The organism is Streptomyces sp. NPDC055025, assembly GCF_053608565.1.
Map to the genome: position 1 here is coordinate 1 of NZ_JBSGVS010000060.1, position 12,726 is coordinate 12,726.

Consider the following 12,726-nt stretch of genomic DNA (forward strand, 5'->3'; position numbering starts at 1 on the left):
TGAACCAACCCTTTCTCCAGCCTCTGCGCACCTGTGCTCCGCCGCCACTGCTGGGGCGATCACCGGGCCACCTGCCCCCTGCCCGCCCTTCCATGCCCCCGCCGAACCGCCGGGGACCGGCGGCCGAACCGCCAGGGGGCGACGGTTCAGTCCGTGTGGGCGTCGTGAACGGACACGCGAATGGTGTCGAGGCCAACGTCGGCGGCGTCGGGGGACGACCATGCGTGCGCGGACTCCCCTGCGCAAGTAGTCCAACACGGCCTCGTTGAGGCGTCTCCCGGGGAGGATCACGGTGCGCGCGGAGGATAAGGGTGAGAATCTCGGCGCAGATCCGGCCGACCGCCTGGTCGGCGGGAATCTGCTCCCCTAGCTGAAGAAGGCGTCGCGCGGAAGGACGGCCTGGCGGAAGGACGGCCTGTTTGAGTCAGAGGCCGGACAGGTCCGACACGTCGACGGGCGGCGCGGACCGCAGCTGACCGGTGCGGGCGACGAGGTCGCGCAAACCGTCGAGCGGGCGCCCGGCCCCGACCGCGTCGGCCATCAGTTCCTCGGCCCGCTCCAGGATGCCCTGAGAAGAGGTCCGGTCATCCATGTTGGCGGCCACCGCGAGCAGGTCGGCCCGGAAGAGGGCATCGCCGAGCACAGCCCGCATTCGCGGATCGGCGCCGCGCCCCTGCTTGTGCCCCGGCGGGGTGAAGGGCGGCTGTTGCTGCTCCTGGTACGCCGACACGGCTTCCAACACGGCAGCTTTCGAGTGGTCCATGGTGGTGCGGCTTCCCGGTCCGTGAACGGGGAGAACAGGCCGGGGCGTCGGCCGCGCGCTCGAGCCATCGGGGTGTCGCCGCGGCACTCGCTGATGGGCCGCGAGGGCGGCCGGGTCAGGGGGTTCGGTCAGATGTGGTGGTTCGTGCCGACTCGTACGCGCACCTGGACCTGACCCTCGGTGACACGTGTGTCGAAGGCAGGCTGGGGAGCTGTGGCCGGGCCTTTGAGGTTCCATCCGTCCGTCAGGCGGAAGACGCTGCCGTGCCAGGGACACGTCACACAGCCGTCGGTGACCTTTCCTTCGGACAGCGGGCCGCCCAGATGGCTGCAGTGGTCCGCCAGTACGTGCAGCGCGTCGTCCGCCTCGCGCAGGACGACGACCGCGATGTCGTCGACGAGTCGGCGCACGGGGCGGCCGACGGGCAGTTCCGCCAGCGCGCCGATCGCATGCCACCCCGGCGGCACCAGACGGGGAACGGCCTCGGCGTGGTTCGCGCCTGACGCCTGCCGATAGGCGAGATGCCCGCCCAGGGCGCCGCCGGCGGAAACGCAGGCGAGACCGGCCAGCGCGAGCAGCCGGCCCCGCCGGCCGGTGAGTCGCATCGCCAGCGAGCCGGCGTAGCAGGAAAGGGCCAGCGTGTTGAGCGCGGCGTGTGCCAGACCGACGCGAGCCTGCTCCTTTTCCAGTTCGGCCCAGTCGGCCCAGCCGGCCAGCGCGGCGGGCCCCGCGCCCGCCAGCCCCAGTCCCACAAGGAGCGCCGCCGGCCGCCGCGCCCCCGGCACCAGGTCCAGGACCGCCGACGACAACCAGGCGCCGATGGGGAGCTGCACGAGCAGGGGATGCAGCGGATGGCCCAGCCACCGTCCGTGCAGCGCGTCCCTGCACGGGCCGAGGGGGAGAGCCCGCACGGTCCGGCGCAGGGATCCGGCCACGCGGTCCAGCGCCTCGGCGTGCTCCAGCCTGCCCATCGCGGTGAGGACGCGTCCGGGGCCCGCGGCGCCGGGCAGCAGACCGGCGGGTGCTGAGCCCACGTGCGCGTTCTTCATGACAACTCGCCTTCCGAGAGAGCGGTACAGACCTGCGGTTTCTGGTCGGCTGTATGCCTTTAGCGAGAGGTGTCCCGCAGGCCCCTACACTGACGGCGAAATCAGGACTGCGGCCACCAGTGACGTCCCGGACGGCCTCTCGACTTTGTCTCCGTACTTTTCGAGGCCGAACGGGCCCAGGCCGGAGCACTGCCACGGCGCCGCCCGGGAGTAGGGCGGCGTGGTCGACGGCCTGCCATGCGGCAGGCAGGACGTCAGAAAGGCAGACGAACCGCTGGTCCGAAAAGCTTATCCGGACCAGGAAGTCCGGCTCTGATCCGCGTACTCCAGGGTGTTCCCCCTCGGACGTTGAGTGAGCCGGCACACCACCAGATATCCCCCATGCGGCCCCCCGGATGACCGGTGTGATCCGGTGAGCACGCGAGCCCTCGATGGTTTTCATGGTCACTCAGAGAGCACCGGGCCCAGGTGAGGCCGCTGGTCGTCCCCTGGCTGCCAGCCTGTACAGCCTTGCCGAGCCGATGTTCTTCAGACAGGGCATCAGCGTGAAGTCGAGCATGTGCGCGAAGTCGAAGCCAGCAATCCGGCAGGTGGTAGACCGGGCGGACGCCGCCGACTGCAGCCCGTGCCACCCTGGTAACACCTCTGGCACCATTATGGCTGGGGGCGCGCGCCGAGCACGAACGCGCAGTCCCTGAAACATTCCACCGGATCTGGAGCCAGGGCACAGCTCCAGCACAGAAGCGTTGTGCGACCTGTCGGAGCGGGTCGTCGGTGACCTCGGCGCCGGCGCTGCCCGGCACACGCTCACCTGGCCACCCATCAGGAGCCCGCCCGGATCGTCGCCGTCGACGCGTCCCTCGCGCAGTATCAGATGGCCACCGGGCTGTTTGGCCACCTTAAGATGAGTAAGTCCGAAGTTTTTGGTTGCATGAAGCGAGGGTCTCGTTGGTCCGTTTGTGACGGAAGACCTCGAAGCCCTCGCAGCTGCACTGTACGTGAAGATCGATAACTCTCTGGCAGGTTCACGGAGATGGGGCCGTCCGTCGAGGCTGACGGATGCCGAGCAGCTGGCGGTGACGCGGGCGCCGCTCGGGTTCGTCTCCGAGACCCGCTGGCTGGGGTTCGCCCGCTGCCACCTGTCGGCCGAGTTCCCCTACCTGCCCCAGCAGTCCGGCTACAACAAGCGCCTGCGGGCGGTGAACACGCTGATCAGCAGGTTCATCCGCACCCTCGCTCGGGACGCCGACCTGTGGCACGACGACGTGTGGATCGTGGACTCCACACCCATCGAGCGCGCGCCCTCACGGCCCACCACCAAATGCTTCGACCTGGTCGGCTGGGCCGGATACGGCTACTGCCCCTCGCATTCCCGCTTCTGCTGGGGCCTGCGGCTCCACCTGGTCTGCGCACCCGGAGGACTGCCCGTCGCCTGGGCACTGACCAGCACCAAAGCCGACGAACGCGAGGTCTTGGCCGACGTGCTCACAGGTGACCCGGACCTGCCGACCACGCACCCCTGGGCAGATCATCGCCTACAAGGGATACGTGTACCAGACACCTCGACGCCTTCATGGCCGAACGCGGCCTGCCCCTGTTACGACCCAGCTACCGCAACCGCAGATCCCGCCCCGGCGGACCACCGCGACCTGGCACAAGCACACCTCGGACCGGCCCATCACACGACCACTCATCGCCTACGGCCACTAACCAAACATTGGGCATCTAGGGCCTCTCGCTGGCCAATCGAGTTCCCGATGGTGTCTTACCTGCGGCCCTCCTGTCCTTACCGGCGGGCGACCTGGTCGCGGCCGAGGGCGAGTCCCGAGGGATTCCCGGAGGGTCAGTCCTGGGAGTTCTTGCGGTCCTGCGGCTCCTGGGGGTCCACCCCGGTGTAGGCGGAAGCGTCCTTGCTGCCGCTGGGGCGCCGGGTGCGTCCCTTGGGGCCGGTGTCGTGCATGCCTTCGCTCTTGGACTTTCCGGCTTGCTCCTCGCCGCGCCGGGTACGGCTTTCGACCGGCGTGCCCGCCGTTGACCGCTTCTTGTCCTCGGGTGAGGGCTCGCGGCTCGCGTCGGGTTCCGGGGCGTACCGGTCCGGGTGGAAGGAGCGGTGCGCGCTGGGATTGTCCTGCTGCGAGCTCTCGTCCACGTCCGGCGACCATCCGTGCTGATCACGTCCTCGGAACCGGCTGGGGCCTTCATCCTGCGGAGCGTGACTGCGCTTCTTCGACATCAGAAGGGCCTTTCTGTCGAGCTCTCGCGCGCCCTGGTTGCACGTACGGCGCACACCGCAATTATAGGCAAACCATCCTTGAAGGGTCTTTCGGGCAGGAAAAACCTTCCGGGCCCGCACTCCCCGCATCCGTCGGGGGCCGCTCGGCCATCCCGGGGAACTCCGTCCCGTTCTGCATGCTCTCTGTCGGAACATCCTGCCGAGATGGGTGGGTCCCAGCAGACATGAAGGTGGCCAGGGCGGGCAGTCGATGGTCATCTGGCTTTTCGACCAAAGGCGACACTGTGACGTTCTCCGCCAAGGCTCCCGAAGCGACTGCTACCCGCACGGGAAGAGCGGAGGTCACGGCTACCTGCCGTGGATCGAGCGCGCGGGCAAGGTCGCTCCCAGGGACGCGCGCACCCTCTCGAAGCGGACACCGTGGGTGATGTCGATCCGGCGCTGGAGCTGTTCGAAGACCTGTACGTGCTCGGCCCCCTGCTGCGGCAGCTCGACGACCGGGAGCAGACCATCATTAAGATGCGCTTCGGCCGGGAGATGACCCAGGCGGAAATCGGCCGCGAACTGAGTCTGTCCCAGATGCATGTCTCTCGTCTGCTCACCCGCACTCTCACCAAGCTCCGCTCCGGCCTCCTTCCCTCGTGAATCCTTGTCGCCCAGTCTGATTTCACCAGTACGGCACCGAATGGGGTACCTGGCGTGAATGCTGAACAGAATCCACGTCGTCAGACGTCCGCACCGTTCGTGACCGAGCCGGTGCCGGATCTCCAGCTCCAGATGCTGGTACGGCTGATCGGGCAGGACGCACAGGCGGTGCTGCCGATCACGCTCCTCGTCGGCGGCGTTTTTCTCCACGGCGACCTGATCTCCCACAAGGCATGGAAGAACGCCTGGGAACACAACCTGCGGGATGTCGACGGCCCCGGCGCACAACTCCTGGAGAGTCTTCCCGAGCAGGTGGACCAAGCAGTCGTCGAGAAGCAGGGGCAACGAACGGCGCAGCGGATGCCTGAGTGGATCCATCTGCGGGACGCCACCACCGCCGGGGCCGGCAGGGCCGTAGTCATGCCCTTGTACCGGGGGCGGCTCGCGGACGTATCGGGCTGGTCCCTCGGAAAGCCCGACTAGTCACCGAAAACGACATGCTGATCAACAACGCGCGGCCCCACGACCGAGATGCCGCCTGGAATCCCGGTGCGGTCCCAGCCCAAACGTGATCGGTCGATCAGATGGACATAAGCCTCAAACCCGCCGGTGATTGGGCAGTTCCCGGGGCCTCGTGGCGCAGGTCGCTGGCGCGCTCACGCAGCTGCCGGGCGCGTCGGCGCTGCTGCTCCGGGCCGAAGGGGTTGATGTACTTGCCCGCGCGGCCCCGTGAGCAGCCCTGCGGCGGGCACCCGGCCGTGATCCGCGCCCTCGGCGGTCAGCCGGTCATCACCTCGGTCACGCTGCTGCTGCACTCCGACCGGCGGGCCTACCGCGCCTTCGCACCGATGGGCACAGCCGCCGGAGTGCTCGTCTGGCCGTTCGTTCTTGGTCTTCTGGGATGGCTGTGGAACCCCGCCGGTGTGGCAGTGGGCGTGCGGTGATCTAGACCCGTACCGCCGGACTCGGCATCTGGAACACAACCCCCAGACCGTCACCTTGGCCCTCGCCCCCGCGCCATCCGCATCCCAGACCACCAAGGGGACGCCGCCCCGGTACGCGGCCGGCGCCCACACCGCCAGACCGCTGTCACCTGTTCCTCTTCGCGGTCAACGCCTTCCACTCCTCCCGTGAAAGAAGCTGGTCACTGACGAGACGAAGCGTGTGCCACACCCGAGGATGATCAGTCCGCGCTGCCGACAGCAATCGCCTCCTCCGGGGTTCCGGGGTGCGTGTGCCGGGCAGCAGCCAGAGCGCCGGCCTGGTCCGCGGTGCGGGACGCGATCAGCAGCCGCTCGCGCATCCCGGATGCGGCCAGTGCGGTGCCGATGCTCAAACCGACGGCTCCGGCGCCGATGATGCCGACGGTGCTCCGCAGCGGCTCCGTTCACCGCGTCGAATGCGCGGTCCCACACCCTCAAGAGGTTCGCGCACATCTGGTCGATCATCCGCAGAGCCGGTTCGGGCAGGGGGCAGCGAGGTCCGCGCCCTGGGCGGGAAGTGACTGCTGATCGTTCCCGCGGACGAGTGGACGGAGCGTCAAGCAGTGTGGACCGACCGTCAAAGCTGGGGAGGGCCGGCGAACTACCGTCGAAGGCGTAGCGCCGCCGCAGCTGGTCTCCTGGGCTGCTGGTCTCTCTCGGCGCACTTCATAACGACGGAAAGGACACATCATGCGAGTCACGTCACTCCTGTTGGGTACCGCCCTGGGAGCGGTCCTCCTCCCCTTCTCCGTGGGTGCGGCCGCCTATGCCGTGCCCGCCGCGCAGGACGAGGGCACCGTGCAGATCATGGCGGGAAGCTGCTCCGCCCCGAACTTCTGCCTCTTCGACCTCGTCAACTACAACGCGGGGTCGACCACGGGCACCAATCTCTGGCGCGACATCGTGCACGACGACAACGACTTCGACAACCACTGGCGTAACGGAAACGGAGATCTCACCAGCATCAACATGGACAACGACACCACCTCGGTGAAGAACCGCGCCGGATGCTTCGTCTACCTCTACTCGGGCCTGAACTACACCGGCGACGCCACCCGCTTTTCGAACGGTGCGGACGACGCCTCTCTGGCGGACAACGCCGTCGGCAACAACGCGGCGAGCTCCGCCGACTTCTCCTGCTGAAGGCAGAGTCACCTCCACCTCATCCGTTCCCGCGCCTCACTCGATACGGACGAGAGGTAAGCGGTGCCCGTGCCGGTCAACTGCACGGGCACCGCTGGACCGCTCGGCCGGGAAGGATACGTTCCCGTGCAGCGGAGAATCGCCGGACTCGCACTGACCGTCGCACTGCCGGTCGCGCTGCTCGCAGCATGCACACCCCCGGACGACACCACCCGGCGTCCGATCCCAGCCCCCACCTGGGCGCGCGCGTCCGCCGTCTCCTTGGAGCTGCCCTTCGACGCGTTCAAGTGGAGCCCGCAGGAGGACTGGTCGCTGGAGAGGGCGAGGCACGCACTGCTGGAGCGCTGCGTCAGGAGCTCCGGTGTCGGCTTCACCATGCCGGTGAACACCAGTGCCCAGGCGCCTTCGGCAGGCTATGGCAACAGCAGACGGTACGGGGTGGCGGACGAGAACGCCGCATCACGTTTCGGATACCACATGCCCGTCACCGACGACGAGTTGGAACGGCGCAGAGCGGTGACGGAGTGGGGCCGTCAGGTCGGCGCCGAGGAGGAGGCCACGATCTACGGTTCGGGCCACGGGGGCGACAGTCCTGGCTGTTACCACGAGGCCGACTCCATCCTTACCGAAGGCGTTCCCCGGGCCGACACCGGCTGGCTGACCCAGCAGAGCGCCGCCACCCTGCAGCAGACGGAGCGGAACGCGGAAGTGGTCCGCGCCAGGGAGAAATGGAGGAGCTGCATGTCCGCCTCCGGTTACACCTATCGCACCCCTGAGGAGGCGATCGGCGATTCCCGCTGGGATGTGCGGAAACCGGAGATCGGTAGGCAGGAGGTCGAGACCGCGCGGGCGGACACCCGCTGCAAGCGCGGCACCGGGCTGACAGCCGTCTGGCACCGCGCCGAAGCGGCGCTCCAGCGCCGGATCATCGCCAGGAACCCGGAGACGTTCCGCGCGCTTGCCGCCAACAAGCGGGCCCACCTGGCGAACGTACGCGACACCCTCGCGGGATAACGGATAAGACCGCGGCCGCAGGGACGTTTTCTGCCTGTCCTCCCGCTCGCTCGCAGAGGTCCCATCACACAACGCAGGGGCCGAAGCCGGGGATCTTACGTCGAATGCTCAAGGGCCCGGTGCCGGTAGTCCTTGGGTGGGATGCCGTAGGTAGCGCGGAAGGCACGGGTGAAGGCTGTGTGGTCGTTGAATCCCCAGCGGGTGGCGATGCGGTGGATGGGAACGGTCCGTTGGGCCGGGTCGGTGAGGTCGCGGAGAGAGCGTTCCAGGCGCTGGCGGCGGATCCACGCCGAGACGGTGGTGTCGTGCGCTTCGAAGAGGCGGTGCAGGTAGCTGACGGAGATGTGATGTGCGGCTGCGATGAACCCCGGGGTCAGCCGCGGTTCGGGCAGGTGCTCCTGGACGAACGCCTGGATGCTCAGAAGCAGGACGTGGCGGTGGGAGTCGGCCGGTACGAGGGTGTCGGCATCGAGATGATGGGCGAGTGTCGCCGTCAGCAGGTCGAGGGCGACGGTACTCAGCCGGGTGAGGTCTGCCGGCCGGTACGAGCCGTTGTCACTGGTCAGACTGGTGAGGAACTGGGTGAGCAGCGCCCCCACCCCCGCGCTCCCGGGCAGAGGTACCGCCAGCAGCCGGTCGGCACCGCCCGCCGGCAGCGCCAGGAGTGCCCGTGGCACATAGGCGCGCACCAGCGTGGTGGTGTCGTGGCGGGCGGCTATCCGGATGTGGAAGGGCCGTGAACTGTCGTATACCGCGAATTCGTTCGTCCCCAGCGTCGTAGTACGGCCGGCCTGGGAGACCCCGAGCTGCCCGCGCAGGGCGAAGACGACCGAATACAACTCGCCGTCCGCCTTGCGGATCAGTTTCGGTGTCCGCTGCACGTCGGACGGCGTGCACGTCAGCTCCGTGACATTCACCGCCGCGAGGTCCAGCGCCCGCGCGGTGGCCCGGAAGCCTTCCGCATCATCACTCCTCACGCGCATCGGGTGCACGCTTTTCACCAGGAGGTCGTCGAAGCGGACCAGCCTCTCGTCCGGTGGCAGATCCTCACTCCGGAAAATCGTTTTGATCATTGTTCGCCCCCTTAGGCGTTTCGAGAGGTGGTCGTTATACGGTCCGGTCGTTCCAGGCCACTGCATCGGGATATCTCGGTGCGCTCCCGCGCTCCCACGTCGATCGGTCCGGAAAGGCCGCAACCCCAGCGGTTTCCCGTGCGAGTGCTGGCGCAACGGGTCGCAAGTCGGCGGCCAAGGCCGATACGAGTGCAGTTTTGGGCGCGCGGCCGGATCCGGCCCGCACTGGCCTGCTCCAGGCGTCGGTCTTCCCTTTGTCGGCCGTCACGACAGTGCTGAGTCCGGAGCCGGTAAGTCTGAGCCCTGCCGCGTGGTCGGGCACCAGGGCGCGCTGTAGTGGTGGAAGGATGTTGTGCCGGCGTGTCGTGTGCCCCTGGCGCACTGAGAGGACGGGCGGAGCGACGGCGATCACTACAGCCGACGCCGCGATAACCGCTTCGCTGTCCACCGCAATCGCCCCCGAAGTTCCGGCCAGGCAGAGATGCCATCCAGGAGCTTACGAAGGCGGGTTAGGGGATGGCAGTACGCAACCGGCCGTCTCCTGGCCGATGGGCACCGAGCCTGGCAGTAGCACGCCGGGCAGCGACTGCTGACACCGCACCGCCTAACCTGCTCCAGTTGGGGAAATACGTGGCGGCGGCCGGGTCGAAGGTCACGGTCTGCTAGGACAGCAGCAGGAGGCAGTCCCAGGTGCCGGCCGCGGGGGCCGGCAGGAGGCCGCTGTAGTCGGCGAGTGCCAGCGCGGTGCCGGCCCGGCCGGTGAGGTAGCCGGGCGGGTGCGGGGTCGTGGGTCCGGCCAGTGTCGTGTGAGCGGCGCGGTGCGCCAGGGGGTGGCAGGACAGGCGGTGGGCGCTTTGAAGGACGCCGGCGCTGCCGTGGCACAGGGCGGTGCCGTCGGTGTCCCAGTCCTGGAGCGGCCGGGCTGCGAGGGCGTTCATGGCGGCGGTGGCGCGGTGGTTGGGTGCGGGGAGGCCGAGGGCGTGGCCGGCGTTGGCGAGGGCGGCGGCGATGCCGGGGGTGCCGTAGCACCAGGCGGTGGTGCGTCCTGGGATGGGGGCGGCGGTCTGTTCTGGGCTGCTGTCGAGGGTGTTTCCGCTGATGTGGGGTGGCCACGTGTGGTCGGGGGTTTGCCAGGTGAGGAGCCACTGGGCTGCGGTGTGGATGGCGTCGGCTTGGCCGGGGACGGTGTGTCCGGCGCGGTGGGCTGTGGCCAGGAGTGCGAGAGGGCCGCTGATGCCGTGAGCGAGGCCGGTGGTGGCTGCGCCGGAGGGCGGGATATGGACCGTGGGCGGGTGGAGGACGGCGGGAAGCCACCAGCCCGGACGGGTTCCGACGGGAGTGAGGATCATGTGGGTGAGGGTGGTGAGAGCGGCGCGCAGTCCCGGTTCGGCGTCGGCGCCGTGGCCTCGGGCGTGGGCGGCGAGGAGGACGCGGCCGATACCGGCGAGTCCCTTGATGGCGTCGTAGACCGCCCATGGGGTGGCCTTGGCGCGGGCGGCCCGCTGGTGGTGGTGGCGGGCGAGCGCGGTCGCGCGGGCGGAGAGCCAGGCTGTGGCGCGGGGCAGCATCGCCTGGTGCGGGTCGTGGGAGGGGAGGTAGCCGGTGCCGATGATCAGGGAGGCGGCGAGGGCTCCGGGGCCTGTGTGGATGCCGTCTGCGGGTGCTGTGCCCAGGAGGCGGGCGGCGGCGTCCCAGTGGGCTGCTGCCGTGTCGGCTGAGCTGAGTTCGGCTGGGGATAGGCAGGCGTGGAGGAGGGCGGTGCCGGCGAGCCCGTAGCAGAGGGTGTGGGCGGCGCGTTTCGATACGCGAGCGGCGACTTCCCCGGGGTCGCGCAGGTCACGGGCGGTCTCCCGTACGCGTTCGGCGGCCTGGGCGTGGATGGTGGTGGTCATCGGCGGTGGTGCAGGAGGTCGGCGGCCAGGGTCCGCATGATCCGTTCGTGTCCTGGGTCGCTGGTGAGCACGCGGTTGGCGTGCATGTGGATGACGTGGCTGGCGCAGCGGGCGGCGGACTGGTGGGGGACGACGTCGCGGTAGGCGGTCAGCGCGGCGTGGTGTTGTGCGCGTGCTGGGGCGAGTTCGGTGGGGGTGTTGGGGTGGTCGGTGAGGCGGGGGCGGAGGGCGTCGCGGTGCCGGCGGTGGTCGCGGGTGAGGTGGCCGGGGTTCAGGGCGGAGCGGGGCTGGTCGGGGGCCAGGGTGCGGGCGATCTCGGCGGTCGTGGTGGCGGGGGTGATGAGGCGCTGGTCGTCGGTGTGGGTGAGGGCGGTCAGGGCGAGGCGGCTGTCGGCGCAGAAGAGGTGTTCGGCGGCGGTGATGGCCCGGGGTCCGCCGTAGCGTTCGATCTCCTGCTCGTACGGCTCCAGGCGCAGGGCGGCGGGGCCGAGCAGTCGGCGGTGGTGGAGCTGGTCGGCGAGGTAGGCCAGTTGTGGCTGGATGCGGGTGGCGAGGGTGTGGGGTGTTCCGTGGAAGCGTAGGCGCAGGTGGGGGCCGAGGGCGGGGGTGGTGTAGCGCAGCCAGAACCAGCGGTCGACGTCGTGGGGGAGGTGGTTGAGCAGGGGGTGAGTTCCGTCAGGACCGTGTTGTGGAGGCGGGCGGGTGCGGAGAGTGTGGCGGAGAGCCAGTGGCTGCCGGGCAGATGGGTGCCGGAGCCGCGGTCGCGCGGTGCGTGCTTGGCTTCGAGGGAGGTGTGGGGAGGGTGGCGGCGTCGTGTGAGGGGGACGACGAGGTCGATGAGGTGGCGGGTTCCGTGCGGGCCGTCCACCACGGCCTGTTCTTCGGGGGCGGCGAGGGGTTCGGCCAGGGTGCGGGTGCCGCGGCGGACGCTGCGGCGAAGTAGTTCGCGCTGGTCGGCGTGGCGCAGGTCGAGGGGGAGGCGGCGGTCGTTTTCCTCGGCGACCAGGACGGGTGGTGGTGTGGGGCGGGTCGTGGTGCGCCAGGTGGCGAGGTTTGTGTCGAAGGCGGGACGGTGGGCCGCGGATGTGGTGAGGGTGTCGGGCAGTCGCCAGCGGGCGGGGGTGAGGAGGATGTCGCGGTAGCGCACGCGCGGGGTGTAGGGCCAGATGGCCAGCGGGCCCCAGTTCCAGGGGTGCCAGGGGCGGGTTCCTGCGTGGCCGAGGAGGTGGAGGGCGTATGCGGCAGGGGGGAGGAGGCGGGGTGCGAGGCGGTTATAGAGGACGGGGATGACGGGTCTGTGGTGGTGGGTGGACCAGAGTTGGAGGTGGGTTGCGGTGGTGGTCACGGTGAGGTCCTCGGGGAGGAGGTTGCCGGGGCGGTGCGGGACGTCGAGCGGGATGCGCCAGGGGGCGAGGCCGGTCTCGGTGGCCAGTGCGCCGGCTATGGGGGTGCGGGGCCGGAAGGCGATTTCCGCGATCATGGGTCCGCTGCCGGTGTCGGTGTCCTGGCGGGGTGCCAGTTGCGGAAGCCGGTGTATCCAGCGGCCTGCTGCGGCTCCGGCGTTCTGGGAGCCGGTGCCGGGGCTGACCGCGATGCGCAGTCCGTTTGTGCCGCGCAGCAGTTGGATGTGGATCTCTGCGGTCCGCGGCGGTGGCAGGGGCGAGGGGTTCGCGAGCTGGCTGATGTGCTGTTCGGTAACGACGATTTCGTCCTTGCCCGCTGACAGGGCGTCGGCAAGGAGGGCGGCCAGCGCGGCGGTGCGGCGCGCGCCGAGGTCTTCGTCGGTGCCGATCGCGTCGTACGGGCCGGGTGGGCCCAGGCCGGTGACGGGGTCGAGGATTTCCAGGAGTGGCACGTGCCGGTGGGCGCCGTAGGCGGTGCGAAAGCGCTGGTGGTAGTCGGTCAGCGGGCCGTTTCGGTGACCGATCCGC

The 12,726-nt window shown here is 69.4% G+C and carries 10 protein-coding genes and 4 pseudogenes; 6 read left to right on the plus strand and 8 right to left on the minus strand.

Annotation, left to right across the window (positions count from 1 at the left end):
- Window positions 1–520: 520 nt before the first annotated feature.
- A pseudogene (locus ACWGDX_RS30315) lies at window positions 521–763 on the minus strand (ornithine decarboxylase); the annotation flags it as partial.
- Window positions 764–891: 128 nt separating this feature from the next.
- Window positions 892–1,812 (minus strand): Rieske 2Fe-2S domain-containing protein, encoded by a 921-nt coding sequence (locus tag ACWGDX_RS30320; protein WP_453630708.1) that lies wholly within the window; start codon window positions 1,810–1,812, stop codon window positions 892–894.
- Between the two features lie 959 nt (window positions 1,813–2,771).
- Here ACWGDX_RS30320 and ACWGDX_RS30325 point away from each other — a divergent pair.
- Window positions 2,772–3,448 (plus strand): annotated as a pseudogene (locus tag ACWGDX_RS30325) (IS982 family transposase); the annotation flags it as partial.
- A gap of 207 nt (window positions 3,449–3,655) precedes the next feature.
- Here the strand turns inward: ACWGDX_RS30325 and ACWGDX_RS30330 are convergent.
- Window positions 3,656–3,961, minus strand: coding sequence for a hypothetical protein (locus tag ACWGDX_RS30330; RefSeq protein ID WP_453630710.1), 306 nt, complete (start codon window positions 3,959–3,961; stop codon window positions 3,656–3,658).
- A gap of 495 nt (window positions 3,962–4,456) precedes the next feature.
- Between ACWGDX_RS30330 and ACWGDX_RS30335 the strand changes: the two are divergent.
- The 3 genes and pseudogenes from ACWGDX_RS30335 to ACWGDX_RS30345 form a co-directional block, all read left to right on the plus strand.
- Window positions 4,457–4,690 (plus strand): annotated as a pseudogene (locus tag ACWGDX_RS30335) (sigma-70 family RNA polymerase sigma factor); the annotation flags it as partial.
- A 99-nt stretch (window positions 4,691–4,789) separates the two neighbouring features.
- Complete coding sequence (locus ACWGDX_RS30340) at window positions 4,790–5,173, plus strand: hypothetical protein (protein ID WP_453630712.1); 384 nt, start codon at window positions 4,790–4,792, stop codon at window positions 5,171–5,173.
- Between the two features lie 224 nt (window positions 5,174–5,397).
- The gene (locus ACWGDX_RS30345) at window positions 5,398–5,634 is read left to right on the plus strand and encodes a hypothetical protein (RefSeq protein WP_453630714.1); all 237 of its coding nucleotides are present in this window, start codon (window positions 5,398–5,400) and stop codon (window positions 5,632–5,634) included.
- Between the two features lie 239 nt (window positions 5,635–5,873).
- Here the strand turns inward: ACWGDX_RS30345 and ACWGDX_RS30350 are convergent, their stop codons facing one another.
- Entirely contained in the window at window positions 5,874–6,068 is a 195-nt protein-coding gene (locus ACWGDX_RS30350) for an NAD(P)-binding domain-containing protein (protein WP_453630793.1), read from the minus strand.
- Between the two features lie 295 nt (window positions 6,069–6,363).
- Here ACWGDX_RS30350 and ACWGDX_RS30355 point away from each other — a divergent pair, with 295 nt between their 5' ends.
- Both ACWGDX_RS30355 and ACWGDX_RS30360 read left to right on the plus strand, forming a co-directional pair.
- Window positions 6,364–6,816, plus strand: coding sequence for a peptidase inhibitor family I36 protein (locus ACWGDX_RS30355; RefSeq protein ID WP_453630716.1), 453 nt, complete (start codon window positions 6,364–6,366; stop codon window positions 6,814–6,816).
- A 126-nt stretch (window positions 6,817–6,942) separates the two neighbouring features.
- Window positions 6,943–7,830 (plus strand): hypothetical protein, encoded by an 888-nt coding sequence (locus ACWGDX_RS30360; protein WP_453630718.1) that lies wholly within the window; start codon window positions 6,943–6,945, stop codon window positions 7,828–7,830.
- Between the two features lie 95 nt (window positions 7,831–7,925).
- On the opposite strand, the gene ACWGDX_RS30365 is transcribed toward ACWGDX_RS30360, so the two are convergent.
- From ACWGDX_RS30365 to ACWGDX_RS30380, 4 genes and pseudogenes are all read right to left on the minus strand, one after another.
- Window positions 7,926–8,903: an AraC-like ligand-binding domain-containing protein gene (locus tag ACWGDX_RS30365; protein WP_453630720.1), complete on the minus strand. Its 978-nt coding sequence runs from the start codon at window positions 8,901–8,903 to the stop codon at window positions 7,926–7,928.
- A gap of 662 nt (window positions 8,904–9,565) precedes the next feature.
- A complete protein-coding gene (locus ACWGDX_RS30370) occupies window positions 9,566–10,795 on the minus strand; it encodes a lanthionine synthetase LanC family protein (RefSeq protein WP_453630722.1) in 1,230 nt (409 codons plus the stop codon).
- A complete protein-coding gene (locus ACWGDX_RS30375; RefSeq protein ID WP_453630795.1) occupies window positions 10,792–11,838 on the minus strand; it encodes a thiopeptide-type bacteriocin biosynthesis protein in 1,047 nt (348 codons plus the stop codon). Before ACWGDX_RS30375 ends, ACWGDX_RS30370 begins: the two co-directional genes overlap by 4 nt.
- Window positions 11,745–12,722 (minus strand): annotated as a pseudogene (locus tag ACWGDX_RS30380) (lantibiotic dehydratase); the annotation flags it as partial. The gene ACWGDX_RS30375 and the pseudogene ACWGDX_RS30380, both read right to left, overlap by 94 nt.
- Window positions 12,723–12,726 lie beyond the last annotated feature (4 nt).

Excerpts from the sequence above, each read along its gene's own strand:
- ACWGDX_RS30345 (WP_453630714.1), top strand. The coding sequence starts at position 5,398 with ATGTACTTGCCCGCGCGGCCCCGTGAGCAGCCCTGCGGCGGGCACCCG.
- ACWGDX_RS30355 (WP_453630716.1), top strand. The coding sequence starts at position 6,364 with ATGCGAGTCACGTCACTCCTGTTGGGTACCGCCCTGGGAGCGGTCCTC.
- ACWGDX_RS30365 (WP_453630720.1), bottom strand. The coding sequence starts at position 8,903 with ATGATCAAAACGATTTTCCGGAGTGAGGATCTGCCACCGGACGAGAGG.
- ACWGDX_RS30320 (WP_453630708.1), bottom strand. The coding sequence starts at position 1,812 with ATGAAGAACGCGCACGTGGGCTCAGCACCCGCCGGTCTGCTGCCCGGC.
- ACWGDX_RS30370 (WP_453630722.1), bottom strand. The coding sequence starts at position 10,795 with ATGACCACCACCATCCACGCCCAGGCCGCCGAACGCGTACGGGAGACC.